Annotated in this window: 16 protein-coding genes; 10 read left to right on the forward strand and 6 right to left on the reverse strand. The window is 36.2% G+C overall.

The window, feature by feature from the left end:
- Positions 1-6: 6 nt before the first annotated feature.
- The 5 genes from NV377_RS21455 to NV377_RS21475 form a co-directional block, all read right to left on the reverse strand.
- The gene (locus NV377_RS21455; RefSeq protein ID WP_258202846.1) at positions 7-843 is read right to left on the reverse strand and encodes a MurR/RpiR family transcriptional regulator; all 837 of its coding nucleotides are present in this window, start codon (positions 841-843) and stop codon (positions 7-9) included.
- A 91-nt stretch (positions 844-934) separates the two neighbouring features.
- Complete coding sequence (locus NV377_RS21460; RefSeq protein WP_258202847.1) at positions 935-1,702, reverse strand: PHP domain-containing protein; 768 nt, start codon at positions 1,700-1,702, stop codon at positions 935-937.
- 16 nt (positions 1,703-1,718) lie between these two features.
- Positions 1,719-2,558 (reverse strand): energy-coupling factor transporter transmembrane component T family protein, encoded by an 840-nt coding sequence (locus tag NV377_RS21465; RefSeq protein WP_258202848.1) that lies wholly within the window; start codon positions 2,556-2,558, stop codon positions 1,719-1,721.
- Positions 2,545-4,314: an ABC transporter ATP-binding protein gene (locus NV377_RS21470; protein WP_258202849.1), complete on the reverse strand. Its 1,770-nt coding sequence runs from the start codon at positions 4,312-4,314 to the stop codon at positions 2,545-2,547. The genes NV377_RS21465 and NV377_RS21470 overlap by 14 nt, the downstream gene beginning before the upstream one ends.
- The gene (locus tag NV377_RS21475) at positions 4,311-5,183 is read right to left on the reverse strand and encodes a DUF8171 family membrane protein (protein WP_258202850.1); all 873 of its coding nucleotides are present in this window, start codon (positions 5,181-5,183) and stop codon (positions 4,311-4,313) included. Before NV377_RS21475 ends, NV377_RS21470 begins: the two co-directional genes overlap by 4 nt.
- A gap of 224 nt (positions 5,184-5,407) precedes the next feature.
- On the opposite strand from NV377_RS21475, the gene NV377_RS21480 reads away from it, so the two are divergent.
- On the forward strand, positions 5,408-6,160 hold the full coding sequence (locus NV377_RS21480; RefSeq protein WP_258202851.1) for a PHP domain-containing protein: 753 nt from the start codon (positions 5,408-5,410) through the stop codon (positions 6,158-6,160).
- A 101-nt stretch (positions 6,161-6,261) separates the two neighbouring features.
- Here NV377_RS21480 and NV377_RS21485 read toward each other — a convergent pair whose 3' ends face one another.
- Entirely contained in the window at positions 6,262-6,696 is a 435-nt protein-coding gene (locus tag NV377_RS21485) for a CHRD domain-containing protein (protein ID WP_258202852.1), read from the reverse strand.
- Positions 6,697-6,882: 186 nt separating this feature from the next.
- Between NV377_RS21485 and NV377_RS21490 the strand changes: the two genes are divergently transcribed.
- The 9 genes from NV377_RS21490 (at position 6,883) to NV377_RS21530 (ending at position 16,987) form a co-directional block, all read left to right on the forward strand.
- Positions 6,883-7,803: a DoxX-like family protein gene (locus tag NV377_RS21490; protein WP_258202853.1), complete on the forward strand. Its 921-nt coding sequence runs from the start codon at positions 6,883-6,885 to the stop codon at positions 7,801-7,803.
- Positions 7,800-8,480, forward strand: a complete 681-nt coding sequence (locus NV377_RS21495; protein ID WP_258202854.1) for a DUF4166 domain-containing protein — start codon at positions 7,800-7,802, stop codon at positions 8,478-8,480. The genes NV377_RS21490 and NV377_RS21495 overlap by 4 nt, the downstream gene beginning before the upstream one ends.
- A gap of 237 nt (positions 8,481-8,717) precedes the next feature.
- Positions 8,718-9,401, forward strand: a complete 684-nt coding sequence (locus NV377_RS21500) for a response regulator transcription factor (RefSeq protein ID WP_258202855.1) — start codon at positions 8,718-8,720, stop codon at positions 9,399-9,401.
- On the forward strand, positions 9,401-10,666 hold the full coding sequence (locus tag NV377_RS21505) for a HAMP domain-containing sensor histidine kinase (RefSeq protein WP_258202856.1): 1,266 nt from the start codon (positions 9,401-9,403) through the stop codon (positions 10,664-10,666). Before NV377_RS21500 ends, NV377_RS21505 begins: the two co-directional genes overlap by 1 nt.
- 336 nt (positions 10,667-11,002) lie before the next feature.
- Positions 11,003-11,764, forward strand: coding sequence for an ABC transporter ATP-binding protein (locus NV377_RS21510; protein WP_258202857.1), 762 nt, complete (start codon positions 11,003-11,005; stop codon positions 11,762-11,764).
- 1 nt (position 11,765) lies between these two features.
- A complete protein-coding gene (locus NV377_RS21515; protein WP_258202858.1) occupies positions 11,766-14,105 on the forward strand; it encodes an ABC transporter permease in 2,340 nt (779 codons plus the stop codon).
- A 121-nt stretch (positions 14,106-14,226) separates the two neighbouring features.
- On the forward strand, positions 14,227-14,904 hold the full coding sequence (locus NV377_RS21520) for a TetR/AcrR family transcriptional regulator (RefSeq protein WP_258202859.1): 678 nt from the start codon (positions 14,227-14,229) through the stop codon (positions 14,902-14,904).
- A 231-nt stretch (positions 14,905-15,135) separates the two neighbouring features.
- Complete coding sequence (locus NV377_RS21525; RefSeq protein ID WP_258202964.1) at positions 15,136-15,912, forward strand: ABC transporter ATP-binding protein; 777 nt, start codon at positions 15,136-15,138, stop codon at positions 15,910-15,912.
- 40 nt (positions 15,913-15,952) lie between these two features.
- Positions 15,953-16,987: an aliphatic sulfonate ABC transporter substrate-binding protein gene (locus NV377_RS21530; protein ID WP_258202860.1), complete on the forward strand. Its 1,035-nt coding sequence runs from the start codon at positions 15,953-15,955 to the stop codon at positions 16,985-16,987.
- Positions 16,988-16,995 lie beyond the last annotated feature (8 nt).

The raw sequence follows: 16,995 nt of genomic DNA on the forward strand, positions 1-16,995 counted from the left end.
GTTCAATTATTTAGGTAATAATGTAGCGTATTGCTTGCGTATATCATGTAGTTGTTGCAGTTTATTCATCGCATCATTTCCACGTAACCCAGCTAAAGCAATAGAAATACTATCAATAATAGCCATAGGTGCCACTAGAGAATGGAATGCATCACGCTCTCCACGATCAACTTGAATGACGATATCACTATCATTAATCATTTCAGATATTAGAAGATCAGTAATGAGTATAGTACGATAATGAGCAACTTGTGCTTGCTCCAAAATAACGGTAGCTTCAGGAGATTTTCTTACAAAACCGAAAAATAATACAACATCGTTTTCATTGGCGTGTACTAAACTTTCTAATAGAGCATGACCACTTTCAGCCATAATATGGACATGTATACCGATACGATTCAAGCGAAAACGAATTAATTCTGTTAACGCAGTCGCTGAACCATGACCATGCACATAAATATGTTGAGCTTGATCAAGGGTAATAATAGCTTGATCGAATGCTTGATAATTAACGCGCTGAAAAGTTTCAGCAAGATTAGATTGTGCGGAATCAATCATTTGTGCAACGATATGTTGCTCCGTTTGTTCTAATACTTGCTTCATTTTAATGGCAGGAGTAGAATATTGCGCATCCTGCAAATGTTTTTTGAAAGCTTTTAAGTTATCAAAACCAATAATTTCCCAAAATCTCGAAACGGTAGAAATACTCACTCCAGATTTCTTGGCAATGTCATCCTCGGTATAGAATGGTATGCGCTCTGTTGATTTCAGAATAAAATCAGCAATTTTTTTCTGACCTTTGGACATTTGCTCAATGGGTATAATGAATTGAAATGTAGTCATATAATCTCTCCATTAATCTAAATCTAATCACTCTTATACATCACTTTTGTTACTGTTCATTTTAACTGCCCTAGTGTATAAGAAGCAACTACTAGCTAATAGGTACAAGAACATCGCCACGTTCTTTTAATAGTTTTTTAACAAGCGAAGCTGATTTGACATGTAACGGTAAAGCATCAGATATCTCATAATGATAACGACCTTCTTGAATACATGTACGAATATCGGAGTAACTACTATATTCACGATCTAGTTTATTGCGGACGCAACCGAATTGTAGTGGGTGATGTGTATCACTACCAACGATGACAGGTATACCAACCTGAGCTGCCAATTGTTGAACCTGTTCCTCCATGGAAGCACCATACGTAGCCAAATCTTTACCGTTAATATCGAATGCGTCTAGGCGCTGTAAAAGAGTAAGTGAATGCTGTAATAACGGGTTACTCTCACGATGCGGATGTGCACCCATTCGTAATAATTGTAACTCATCGCACCAATCTAGTAATTGTTCGAATGAAACAAATGATTCTTTCGCTGTGAATGGTTCAAGGCGATGACGTAATTCAAGTATTGTTGTACGAGTACCAACGACTAGAATATGTCCTCTCTTATCAACGTCTATTTCCATACCAGGGAACACTTTGAATCCATTAACATCATAGTAATGTTCGCGATATGGATAATGAGCATCTAATTGCTCGTAAATGTGATAGAAATTCTCAGTGTTGAAATGCTCCGTCATGGCGATTGCATCAAGACCTGCTTGCGAAGCTTCGTAAATTGCTTGGTTGAAGTATTCCATAGAAAATGAGGTCTTTTTGGATAGTTTAATATGGGTATGCAAATCTATATACATTATTTTATCTCCCTTTTTATAAATGATAATGACTCCCAATATAGAAGAGTAAGCTTACGTAAACTACCGTAATTGCAAGAAACACATAGTCTCGTGGTAATATTTTTAGATAAGATAATTTAATCTTTTTCACTTTTGGATCTTTCATCGCGTAAGTGAAACCTTTAACTTCTAGTGCTTCGACAGTAGTTCTAGTTCTTTTTGCTGTATTAAGAATAAGTGGGTAGAAGGCGACTACTGACAATTTACCTGTGTATAATATAACTCTCCAGCCCAGAAATCCTTTTCGTTCAGGTCCCCTACCACGTAGACGATAGGAGTATAATATATTGTTATATTCCTCAATTAGAATGGGTAACATACGATAGCCATAGGCCACGCCGAAGCTGAATTGAGCAGGGAAACCTAAACTGAGTAACCCATCACTTAATTTTTCAGGGTCCATACTTGAGAAGACAGCTATACTCGCTAATGCAATAACGAGAAGCTTTAAGGTGAGCGTACTGAGTGCCCATGCGGCAGAAAGACCACCACCAAATAATAGCGAGATGACTAGCATATAAGCAGCATCTGACACTAGTCCAAGTGCTAATATAAGAAGAACGAGTATACTAGGCTTGGATGTATAAGTTAGTATAGCAATCGCGATGAGCATCCCAAGTAATACGACTTTATTATGAACAAACCACGGTACAATAGCGAAAAAGGAGTACCATGCAATTAGAATTCGTGGATCGAATTTGGAAAGAAAGGTAAGCGAATGACCATAAGCAGTTCGTAATAACTCAACCTTTATTCTTTCTACACTTAATTTCTCAAGAAATGAAGTTTTATAGGTAGTTTTAGTTAACTCCACTGTATACCTCCTGCGGGATGATAGATTCAATATGTGCAATAAATTCAGCGACAGATAAGCATGGTGGTGTAATATTCGCATAATGACTTAATTCCACTATTTGTGGAGGAATAAGTGCAGCAAGCTTTAGTATATGTTCATGCTGGAAAACGTCGCGGCTATTCGTATCCATAATAATTTGACCTTCATGCATAACAATTACTCTTGTTGCCCAATCTGCTACTAATTGCATATCATGCGTAGCAACAACTATCGCTTTTACATGATCACGTAATTCGTCGAACAGTCTAGTCATTTCACGACGACTAGCAATATCAAGACTTGCAGTAGGTTCATCTAAGAGCATGATGGTAGGTTTCATGGCCATCCCTATGGCAAGTGTTGCGCGACGCTGTTGCCCACCGCTAAGCAATCGACCGTCACGTTGCTGTAATTCCGTTAGATTGAACGTATCTATAATATGATCGATAAAAGGCTCTATATTTGTTTGTTTTCTTGCTTTCAAGAAAAACTCGATATCTGCTCTAATGTTATCAGAGATAAACATTTCTTCAGGATTTTGAAAAATGAAAGAAACGAGATCAGATAACTGCTCAGGTGAAGACTGACTTGTGTTTTTTCCGCAAACAGTAACTGTACCTTCCCAAGGTTTACGAATGCCCGCAATTAATCTTAATAAAGTAGATTTACCTGCCCCATTATTTCCAATCAATGCAATCCGTTCCCCTTCATGCATTTGTAGATTGATGTTTTGTAATGTTGGCTTTGGATTGCGATCCATACTTTGATAACCACTCATGACATTATCGAATTTCAGGAGTAAAGGACGTTCTGAATAATGTTCTTGCTTTTCTTCTATATCGATATGACGCGGTTTTGTATAAGGAAGAGCTGATTGTTGTAGTGCCATGCTAGCTCCCTTAATCGTAATAGGATACAAAGATTGTGTCGGTAGAACGATTCGCTCGCGCAAGCTGTGAAAAGCTTGCGTTACTTGAGGTGGTTGAATATGTAGTGAAGCAAGTTCGTCGACAGAAGAAAGACCTTCAAGTACAGGCTTAATCCAACGTACTTTCCCACCAGATTCCATCAGCATTACATTTGTACAATAGTCAGCAATGTATTCGGTATGATGCTCAATAACGATAATGGTTTTGTTATATTTCTCATTCAACAGCTTTAATTTCTCATAAATGAGTCTTGCATGTGCTGGATCGAGCTGAGCTACAGGTTCATCTACAATAATAATGTCTGGATCTAGTGATAATGCAGCAGCAAGGGCGGTCATATGTTTCTGACCACCACTTAACTGCCAAATCCATTTATGCTGAATATCTTCAATTTCTAACATTCGTAGTGCATTCATGCCACGTTCTTTATAATCCTCATAACCAAAGTTTAGTGGTGCAAAGCATACTTCATCATAGACAGTTGGACGAACCAATTGATTCTCAAAGTCTTGAAATACGTATGCAACATGCTTCGAGAGCTCTGCAATGCTGGTAGATAGGGTAGAAAGCCCATTAATCATTACGCTTCCTTCTAGATCTCCAGCATAGTAGGTTGGGATCAATCCGTTGAAGCATTTGCATAGCGTAGACTTTCCGCTTCCGTTACTTCCGATAATAGCGATGAAGTCTCCTTTATGTATAGTCAGATTAACGTGTTGAAGAGATTCATATTCTGCACCTGGATAGCGAAATGATATATCTTTGATTTCAATAATTGGTTGTTTCTCCGTCATAGGATGGGTCATGCAATATTTTCTCCTTTATGTTCAATTTTGCGTTTCTTTCTAATGATTAACAGTGTTCCAATAAAGATGATTAGAGCAACAGCAAGACTAAGCCACATGCCTATATTTCCTAAATCTAATTCCATTTCCCAAGTGAACAAATCTAAATCAGATTCTGATAGAAACTCAACTGCTCCAGCAACAAAGATCAGTACGATTGCAAGGATGATGAAACGTGGAGTGACAAAGCCAGCAATAGAAGTTTTGACTCGACCATCGCGAGGTTTCATTCCAAGTAGTGGCTCAACCTTGCCGTATAGACGAGGTACTAAGTAGATGATAGGCAATAGCGAGAACAATGTACCTGAAATAATCATCGCATTGAGGAATGAGAATCCTTCGATGGCAAGAACACTTTCAGGTAAGCCAGGAACAGCTTCCAGATCTTCGATACCAACATATACCTTAGCAATATCGACGATTGTACCGAGTAATTGATCAATTCCGATAGCAACGTAAGCTGCAACGGCAAGTTGACGCTTATTGCGAGGATCAGTTACTAGCATTCCTGCAACGAAAATCGCTAATGAAAACTCAATAAATTTCTCTAGTTCACTTACTCCGCCAAATTGACCAAGTAACAATTCACCAAAAACAATTTCACCTACACAGGCGCCTAGCGCTGCATATAATGGATTGAAAAGGATAGCAAACAGTAAAGGGATAAAAATGAAGTACTCTACTTTCAATTCAACAGGTCCAACACGAAACTCAGGTAATAGTTCTGTAATCATGTTTGAAATACCGTACAAAGACATGGATAGAATAAAAATCATTAATTTTTGTTGAGACGTTAATTCAAAGCGATTACCTAGTTTTGCTGTGCTCATTACGATTCCTCCTAAATTGGTATTGCTAAGTAGTAATGAATGCTGAGTGCGAAAATCATGCTGCGCTTTCTTTCTCTATATAGCATAGGTGGGTTTTGTTATTGGATTGTTATCGCAATGTTGATTTTGCGTTAATTTTTATCAAATATATATAAATGATAATTATTTTTCGTTTATAATAAATAACATAGAGAAGACGAATAGATGTTAAGGAGACGATGAGCTTGAAAATAGATTTACATACACACGCAAAGTGGTCGAAGGATATTAATTTTTCATATGAATACTATGTAGAAATGATGAGAGAGGCTTCAAAACATGTAGATGCAGTCGCACTTACAGAACATTTTAATACGAAGGATTTTTTAAACATATACGAAGTACTTGATGATAAGGCTGTTTATCATCATGGCTACTATCTCGTTGAAGGAGTTAAAATCTTCCCAGGCATTGAAGTAGATGTTGCCGAACAAAGCCATATTCTTGTTATTGGTAGTAGAGAAGCAATCATCTCAATTAGTAAACAGCTAGATAATTATAGGTCAGCTAATGACTTCATTCCTTTGGGAAAATTAATTGAAATAAGTGGATATTATCAATGCTTAACAATTGGTGCACATCCTTATCGCAAGGAAAATCCGCTTGATCATGTAGATCCTGCGCTTATTGCGAGATTAGATGCAATTGATATTAATGGGCGTGATTTGCATAAGTATGGTTTATCGATGGAGCAAAGGGTGCAACAGTTTGCAGATTCATTGAAACTACCTGTAATTGTTGGAAGTGATACACATCAACCATTACAGTTTGGCTGTGTGTACAATGAACTGCCATATCATTGTGATAGTGTAGAGCAGATTAGAGCGTTAATTCTTCAAGGAAAGCATCAACTCACTATCGCTGATGATCTACATGAGAAAGTTCAAAATGCTGAAGTCGAGCAGAAGAAATATAAGGAAGCTTGGAAGGTTCGTTAGTTACAGATTATGGTCCATAAAAAAAAGACTGTAGACAAACTCTAAAAGGAGTTTGTCTACAGTCTGAGGTGAGGAATATTAATATTCCTCACCTTTTTGTGCTAAGAACGAGGTCGCTCGATGCTTTTAATTTGACCGCGAATTTCACCGTTTGGATGCTGTTTAGTATGAACGTTCACATACACATTATGGTTTCTAATTTCGCGAAGTAAGAAACGAAGCGAAAGTCCTCTAAGAGGCCCTTCTAGATCTTTTCTTGTTAATACTCCACGAAAGATTTTACGATGAACTGATTTTTTACATTTTGATGATTCAAAAAGAGTAGCGACTACAGGACCATTATGACCTCTTTCACCTAGATGAAGATCGATTTTTGTTACATTACGGATATTTTCTACTTTAACTAAAAATTTCAATTTTAAATGATTGTGCCAATGTTTTGATATGAAGAATGCTATTCCTTTTGCATTCGTGCGCACCCTTGGCACCTCATGAAAACCTCGTAGTTTAGCTATGAATTTACTGATATAAATCACTCCTTATCTTTGAATAAGATATATTATTCTAATTGGAGTGAATCGTATGTTCCCTAGTCTATGAAAACTAAAAAGGGCATTTTAATAGTATGATATAAGATAGATTAATATTGTGACAAACAGATGAGAGCATACTACAATGGGAGTAGGATAATATTTCTATATATGTGAAATGGAGAGGTCTCTGTGGGGAAGAAAATTTATGTGGAAACATATATTTCAGCACCAATCGATAAGCTTTGGCTTTATACTCAGTCACCTGATCTTCATCAGCAATGGGATTTACGCTTCTCAGAGATTATATATATTCCGAAAAATAATGAGGATGAACGACAGAAGTTTTTATATAAGACTAACATTGGCTTTGGTGTTAGCATTGCCGGAGATGGGGAATCTTACGGTTCAAAGGAAAGTAAGGGAATATTAACCTCTAGCTTGAGATTTAGCTCAGACCAACCAATTTCATTAATCTCTGAAGGAAGCGGTTTCTGGCGTTATATACCAACTAACGAGGGAGTTAAATTTCTTACATTGTATGATTATAAAACTCGTTTTGGCATACTTGGTCGAATAGTGGATCGAGTTGCATTCCGACCGCTAATAGGTTGGGCAACAGCATGGAGCTTCGATGCATTGCGCTTATGGCTTGAACAAGGTATTCATCCGTCGAACTCAATGAAACATTTTGCACAAGCAATGTTGATAAGATTCAGCTTGTTTTTTATATGGATTTATCAAGGTTTAATACCTAAGTTGCTTGTCCAAGATTCCGGTGAGCTTGATATAGTAAGGAACATTGCAATGTTCCAAGGTTATGAATCTATTCTACTAGCAATAGTGGGTGTTGTTGAAATACTATTTGGTGTGATTTTTTTATTAGTTAGAGGTAGAGCATATCGGATATTGCATATTATAAACATTATTGCATTAATTGCATTGGCAATAAGCGTGGCAGCGCAACAACATATTTTGGTAGCTCCATTTAATCCAATAACGCTGAACATAGCTTTAATAACGTTATCTATTGTGAGTTTATTAAGTAGCTCGCCTATTGCAAGCGCATCTAATTGCAGAAGACAAGCGACTACAAATGAGGTGAAATCATGACTTCTATATATGAAAATGCGCTTGGTGACAGTTTTTCCAAGCTGCATCCTAACATTCAGCGACGGTTTGGTTTTAGCAGTGAGGATGGTGTTGCTGCTATTGGCACAGGGGTTATGGAGCATGTATGGTATGGGAAATGGTACATGCTGCCGTTTCTTTATATCGGTACTTGGCGTAATATATTGTTTCCACAGCGTGGAAACAATATTCCATTTACAATCGAGAATTATGCCTATAAGGATAGTTTAGGCCGTGAAACAGTTACGTGGATTCGCACCTATCAATTTCCAAAAAAGACAAGACGTTTTGATGCTACGATGATTTATAGTAAGCAAAGAAAGAGAATTATTGATTACTTAGGAACCCATCAGCATCTTGCAGTAGAAATTGATATGAGACCAACAGAACAGGGTGGCATGAGCTTAACATCTGGAGCACAATATTTTTATGAGGGCATCATAAGTTTCAAATTCCCGATGTTACTATCGGGCTATGCTACTGTATGTGAGTGGTATGATGAGGAAATTAATAAATTCCGTATTGATGTTAAAGTTAATAATAAATTATTTGGAGAAATATTTGGTTATCGTGGTTTTTTTGATGTGGAATATATTAATATGCAAGGTCAACAAATTCCTCAACATGTGAGACCAGTAAGAGAAGAAGCACGTGAATAATGTTAATGTGAGTACAGGTAGAATACATTAACAATCGATAGTATTAATGCAAGTAATAGTAGAGGGCATTAAATATCAATAGTATTAATAATACATAGTATAAATGGTGAATTATATAAAAGGTACATTGAGTTCAATGCACACATTGTAATAGAGAATTAGATTATGCTTTCGATGTTACTTTTTGTATATTAAGAAGTAATATCGCAATGCTACCATAAGTTTTAGGAGGAACTCATGCAATACGATTGTCTTATTGTCGACGACGAGCTGGCATTAGCTGAAACAACAAGTGAGTATTTCAATATGTTTGATGTACGGTCGGCTTATGTAACTAGTGCTGTGGAATGTGAACAGTTTTTACAGCAACATGAGGTTGCTATTATATTGTTAGATATTAATTTGGGTCACACATCTGGCTTTGATCTGTGCAAAAAATTGCGATTAACAACTCAAATTCCAATTTTATTTATAAGTGCGCGTTCTAGTGATGATGATGTATTAATTGCGCTTAATATTGGTGGGGATGATTATATTCAGAAGCCGTATACGCTAAGTGTGCTGCTTGCAAAAGTTAAAGCTGTACTGAAAAGATACGGTAATCAAGTAGCCTCTACAGAAATAATTCAATTCGGCAATGTTGTTATTGATTGTAATCTCTGTCGTGTACGTGTTAACGATATAGAAATTAAGTTAAAGACATTGGAATATCGCTTACTTTGTTATTTGGCGAAAAATAAAAATAGAGTCATTCCAAAAAAAGAATTGTTCCAAGAAGTTTGGGGTGATTCTATCACGAGTGATGGTACGTTAAATGTTCATATTCGTCATTTGCGTGAAAAGATTGAAGAAAATGCTAATGCTCCACAATATATTTGTACGGTATGGGGAACAGGGTATGTCCTTGAGGATCAAAATTAATGAAGATCAGACGAATAATTGGTGTGCTAGTTATTGTATATATCGTAGCAATTATCGCTACAGTAATAATTATCGGGCAGAAGAAGACTGTTTCAATTGATATTGTAGCGATTAATGAACTTGTCCAGAAGATTGAACTAAATTGGATAGATATCAAGCATGGAAAATTCGAAAGTATTGAGCTTCAATCAAATATCGCAATCATAGATCATGATGAGCAAGTGATATTTCAATCGTCCGGCGTATCATTTAATACACTCTATAATGCGATTAAAGATCGAGAGGGTATTATTGATCTCTATTATCAAGATGGGATGATTGGGAAAGTTATCGTATACCACAACGAAGCAAGCATACTTGAACAGATGAAAAAACAATTATTAACTGTGTTAATCATTGTATTTATTGGATTGTTAATCATTAGTGTAGGTTACATTGTTGTATTGAAATCTACTATTTTCACTCCATTTAATAAGTTACAACAATTTGCCGCTAATATCGCGAGAGGCAATCTTGATACACCACTTCAAGTACAAACTAATAATCCATTTGGAGCTTTTACAGAAAGTTTTGATATTATGCGAGAAGAACTCGCGATTGCACGCAGTAATGAATATAACGCCAATCAAAGTAAAAAAGAGCTTGTTGCAAGTTTAAGTCATGATATTAAGACACCAGTAGCATCCATTAAAGCGATAAGTGAGCTAATGTTGTTAAAAGTTAATGACGATAAGCAACAAAAGCAATTACATACCATTTATGCTAAAGCAGAACAGATTGATTTTCTAGTAACAGATATGTTTCATGCAACATTAGAAGAATTACAGCAATTGAGAGTAGAGGTAACGGAGCAATCTAGCAATATTCTGTTCGAAATGATCAGCAAGGCAACGTACGACAATGAAATTGTATGCGATCCATTACCTGCATGCATTATACTTACAGATGAACTTCGCCTTCAACAGGTATTTGATAATATATTGAGTAATGCATATAAATATGCAGCAACCCCAGTACATATTACGAACTATATTAATGCTACTCATCTCGTTATTGAGTTTAGCGACTTTGGTGAGGGTGTTAATGAAGATGAGCTACCTTTTATATTCAATAAATATTATCGTGGACGTAATATAGATGGAAAAAGCGGTACTGGTCTTGGTTTGTTCTTATCACAATATTTCATGCAGCATATGCAAGGTGATATTGAATGTTGTAATCGGGGGGATGGGTTTACTATAATGGTCCACATTAAACTCGCTTAACAGGTAGTTCAAAAAATAGGCTTTGATAACGATGAACATACTAACGTAGATTATTCGACATCGAATATGCCATTCATCGGTCGTTCCAGTGCTCACGTACCAAGTACGTACGCTATGCGCTTCACTTTCCTAGCTTCATAGCATCTTCTCGATTCTGAAAGCCCACTTTTTGAGCTTTTATTTAAATAATTAAGAAACCGTTAAGAATTGAGCAAAGATTAACTAAGGATTGATTATGTATGATAGGACTGTAACAACGATACAGTCCTTTTTGTTTGCTTATCGAAGCGGGATTAAGCGAAAGGGACAATTAAGTATAAAAGGGAGAACAATGTTATGCCAAGTGTTGTATTGAGCACAAAAATGTTGTGTAAAACATTTTCTAATCAAGGCTTACAACAGCATGTATTGAAAAACTTAAATATGAATCTCTATAAAGGAGATTTTACTATTATTATGGGGAGCTCAGGGTCTGGAAAATCAACTTTGCTGTACGCACTTAGTGGTATGGATAAACCTACTCTGGGAGAAATAAGATTCGAAGGAAAAGAAATCTCAACGTTTAATCATGATCAGCTTGCGGTCTTCAGAAGGAATCATTGTGGATTTGTATTTCAACAGATGCATTTATTGGACAATATGAGTGTGTTAGATAATATATTGACGAGTGGTTTGTTAGTGAAACAAGACAAAAAGAAGATTGTACAGCTAGCGAAAGAACTATTGCAACGCGTCGGTTTATCTGAAGTTTCATGGAAAAAATACCCTTCACAATTATCTGGCGGTGAAGCTCAAAGAGTTGGAATTGTGCGAGCATTAATTAATAGTCCAAAGATTGTGTTTGCAGATGAGCCGACAGGTGCACTTAACTCAGCATCAAGTGATTCTGTCCTTGATATTATGACGATGGTTAATGGGTCTGGGCAAAGTATTGTTATGGTTACGCATGATGTGAAAACTGCTTTAAGAGGAAATCGCATTATTTATTTGCGTGATGGAACGATTTGTGGTGATTTACGATTAGATTCATATGATGCGAAGGATAATCAGGGGCGAAGTGAAAAGTTAAAGACATTTCTAACTGAAATGGGGTGGTAGTATGAAAATTACTAACCTTGCCTTCGCTAATATAAAGCATAATAAAAGTGCTACTACATCCTTATTCATATTGATATTTTTAGCGTCTATGCTACTTAATCTGGGGATTACAATCATTACCCAGATGAATACTTTTTATGACGATAAAGTAACGAAGCTTCGTGATGCACATGCAGCCGTCGTCATTGATCAAGCTAACTATGATCAAAGTTACGAACAATATTTCTCTTCGTACGATGGAGTTAGTGAGATAGCAGTAGAACAAACCTTAATAATGAATTCTGCCCTCTTCCAATATGCAGGAAGTGATATGAGTCATGGCTTAGCCTTTCTTAATGCGAAAACGGAAAGAGAGATAGCGCCATTAGCAATAATTGAACAACTTGATACTGTACAAAATAATGATATTTATTTACCCTATATTTTCAACACTAGTGGCGGTTACCAACTAGGTAATACTATTTCAATTAACTATAGAGATAATACTTATACGTATCGTATTGCAGCATTTTTTGAAGCAACTATGCTTGGTAGTAATAATATGGGATTGATGAAGGTCTATTTACCAGATAACACATACAATATGTTATCTCAACAGTTAGAAGTGAAAGAGTTAGCTGTTTTACTCTCCGTAAGGTTGGAGGATCAATCACAAGCATCAACGCTTCTTGCTGACTTTAAAAGAAGTTTTCCGCAATTGCAAGCAGGAGAATTTAACGGGTATTATTGGGATAATGAGATTAATATAGTGAAGACGTCTAGTTCAATGACAATCAATATCATCGCTATGATTCTCGTGGCGTTCGCTACTATTATTGTTTTAGTTTCCTTAATAGTCATCAAATTCCGAGTAAGTACTAGTATTGAAGACGATATGGTTAATATCGGAATACTGCAGGCGCTCGGATATACGAATAATCAGATTATCGCTTCTATCATGATTCAATTTCTATCGATTACATGCATTGCTAGTATTTTGGGTGTATCAAGTTCTTATCTTATAAATCCTTTATTGGGTGAAGTAATATCATCGCTAACAGGATTAGTATGGCATGCAAGTTTCAATGGCTTAATCAATATATGTAGTGTTGTACTTATCACTCTCTTAGTACTTATCGTCATATTAATCTCAACGAATAGAATAAGAAAATTGACTGTTGTATCGTCGTTACGTGGAGGTATTCATACTCATAACTTTAGAAAAAATTATATTCCTTTGGATAAAATGAATGGCTCCATTCACCTATTATTAGCAAGTAAAACGTTGCTAGCTAATATAAAGCAAAATATAATGTTAGTTATTATCGTCACTGCGATTACGTTTGCTTCCGTATTTTCGATTGTACTATATTATAATATTGCTAAAGAAAAACAGACTTTTATTCACATGGTGGGCTCAGAAACTTCGAATGTTATTGTTGTGAGTAATCGTAATGAAACAGAGTTAGCTCAAAAAATAGAGCAAATTGAAGGCATAGAGAAGGTAACTGTTCTTGATATCATCTTAACGGATATTGATAATCAAAGTTTCTATACCCAAATCTCTAATGATTACAGCAAGCTTAATAACAACACGGTCTACAAAGGTCGAGCGCCTCAATATGATAATGAAATTGCAATCTCATGGTCTGTTTCGCAGTTGCTTAAAAAGGATATAGGAGATACGGTTACTGTTTCAGTAGGTCAACAATCGCATTCCTATCTTATTACCGGTTTAAGTCAATCTATTAATTTTATGGGGGAATTTGCTGCAATTACACTAGAAGGTATTACGAATCATATTTCTGAATATGAACCTTCCACCTTCCATATATACTCTGATGGTGTCGACAATTCGGAAATTATTACAGCGATTCAAGAAAGCTACGGAGATACGTTAGAAGATATTATTAATGTAGATGAAACGATAGATAGTCAGACGGGAATGTATAGTTCGGCGGTATTTTTCATTATGCTTATTATTCTTGTAACTACGATGTTAGTTGTAATTCTTATTCTATATCTTGTTATTAAGACGATCATTACAAAACGTAAGAAAGAATTTGGGATATTGAAGGGAATCGGTTATACCACACTACAGCTTATGAACCAAATTGCATGGAGTTTTGTACCTGTTGTTATCATTGGCGTAGTAATTGGGGGAGTCCTTGGTAGTTTTTACACGAACAAATTATTAGCACTGCTACTCTCTAGTGTAGGTATTCGTAGTGTGAATTTTGTCGTCAATTATCCAGTGATTATTGTATTCTGCGTTATGATTACACTGTTAGCATATGTGGTTTCCATGCTAATCGCTAGAAAAATTAAGCATATATCAGCTTATGAATTAATAACGGAATAGTTTATTATCGCCCACAGCCATTAGAAACTGGCTGTGGGCTGTTACTATTTATAAGCTGTAGCTATTTTTGTATAACTAATTTACAATATGGAGCATATCAAATAAGTTAGGAGGAGAAAGGGTGTCACCAAGAAATATAAAGCGAGATATTGAACAAAGAGAATCAAGAAGAGAGCATATTTTGGAATCAGCATTGAATACGATAGCTAGACGCGGTCTTGATTCTTCCAGTATTAAAGAAATTGCTAAAGTAGCAGGATTGAGTGTTGGTAATATATATCATTATTTTGAATCAAAGGACATAATCTTTGGTGAATTATTACAACGTGGTCAACAAAATTATGGTGCAATGGTGGAGCGCTTTTCCCAGGCAGACTTAGACCCGCGTGAAAAACTATATGCGATATGCTACAGCTGGATTGAAAGTAATCATAACTGGGCATTTACGCTGATGCTTCATAGTATACGAATGAATGATGGAGTTAGTAATGAGCTTAAAGTAATAGCTACACGTAGATTTACAGAAAACTTACTGCCGATGGCTAATATTATGATGCAAGGACAACGACAAAATGTTATTAAAGCTGGCGATCCACATCAGCTCGCTTATTACTTTGTAAGTTTAATCCAAGGTTTAACACTGCAACTTGCACCAAACTATGTTATTCCGATAAAGATTGAAATTTCAAATATTATCAAATTATTTATGTCTCCAGTTTCTGATCGAGAAACAATAATCTTATTTGAACGATTTAGCTCAAATGGGAATATGTATAAAAAAATGTTTGACAATTTATAAAGCCTGCTGATAAAATAACGTCATAACAAATTGAATCAATATTCATTTTGTAGCTGAAAATGAATATCCATAAATCGACCAGACAACTGGAGATTATTACAATGGAACACATCGAGCATATCTAAGCGGATATGTGGGATGCTTGTTTACGTTGAATAATCTCCTTTTTTTTAGTTTTATAACCAAGTAAACGGGTAAGCATTATAAGGAATGAGTGGGAGGCGATTAATGATGTCGACAGAAATACTAGTCATGAAACAACTGAATAAACGATTTTCATCACCATCCGGAGATGTTATCGCTCTTCAAAATATTCAATTATCCATTGCTAAAGGTGAACTTATAACGATTATTGGTCCTAGTGGCTGTGGTAAGAGTACATTGTTGAAAATCGTAGCGGGGCTTGATACAGAATATAGCGGCGATGTATTGCTGAATGGAAAACCAATTGCTGGTCCTAGCATTGAAAAAGGATTTATTTTTCAAGAGCCAAGATTATTCCCTTGGTTAACGGTAGAGAAAAATATTGCTGCGAATTTATCATTGAGAGATCCAGCAGTTAGAAAGAAAGTAGATGAGCTCATCGAGTTGGTTCGGTTGAAAGGATTCGAAAAGTCATATCCAAGAGAACTATCTGGTGGTATGGCACAGAGGGTAGCTATAGCAAGAGCATTATTACGAACACCAGATGTGTTGTTACTAGATGAACCTTTTGGTGCGCTTGATGCATTTACAAGGGCACATTTACAAGAGGTACTACTTGATATATGGCAGAAGAATAAAACAACGATGCTGTTTGTCACTCATGATCTAGATGAAGCGGTATTTCTCGGTGAACGAGTCATTATTATGAATCCGCGACCAGGACATATTAGATCAGTACTACCGATAGCTCTCCCTTTTCCTCGAAAGAGATCACAGAACAGTTTTCAAGAGCTACGTGCCAAAGTGTTAAGAGAATTTGAAAAGGTGGAAGAACCTACGCTTGATATTGGGGCAGGGATATAAGAAATATAGATACATCCAATAGGAATATAAAGGAGAGATTATGATGAGAAAATTTAACGTTATTGTATCGGTATTACTAGTGATGATGGTGGCGCTGACAGCTTGTGCTGGAAATAATACAGAGCCAAAGAATGCTACTAATGGAGAAACTGGTAATAAAGCGAAAAGTTATGAAGGCGTAACGATTAAAATCGGAGTGCAAGGTAGCGGTGGTATATTCGGCAAAGCAAGAGAAGAGAAATGGTTTGAGCAAGAATTTGAAAAGCTAGGTGTCAAAGTAGAATGGACAGAATTCCAAAGTGGTCCACCGATGACAGAAGCTATTGCTTCTAATAAGTTAGATATTGCTTCATTAGGTAATATGCCAGTTGTTGCTGGTCAAGCGGCAGGTATCCCATTCACAATTATTTCGCAAATGTTAGAAGGGACGAACAATGTAGCTATTCTAGTTCCGAGTGATAGCACGGCAACTTCACTCGCTGATTTGAAAGGCAAGAAGATAGCAGTGACTAAAGGTAGTAATGCTTATAACTTCCTTTATCGTGGGTTGAAAGATGCTAATCTATCAGATAGTGATGTAGAAGTTATTCAATTGCAACCGGATGAAGCTCAACCAGCATTTGAGTCAGGCGGAGTTGACGCTTGGGCAACTTGGGATCCTTATATTACGCTTAATAGTGCAAGTGGAAAAGCGAAAGTGCTAGAAGATGGTGAATCACTAGGTGTATTATCGCCTTCATTCACGATTGCGAGAACTGCATTTGTAGATGACTATCCTGAACTTATTACGCTATATCAAAAGTTAATTAATAAAACATTAGCTTGGGAATTAGCTAATGAAGATGAAGCACTGGAACGCTATGCTGCAGAACGCGATATTCCAGTAGAGATAATAGCTGGAACGTTTGATCGCGCCAGAATGATCAATATTGCAGTTAGTGATGAAATTATAGCAGAAATGCAGAAAACAGCAGATTTCCAATATGAGATTAAAAATATTCGTAAAGAAATTAAAGTCGCTGATATTGTAGATAATCAATTTATTAATGCGGCATTGCAAGAACCGTTGGAATAAGAAGAGAA

The organism is Paenibacillus endoradicis (genome assembly GCF_024721975.1).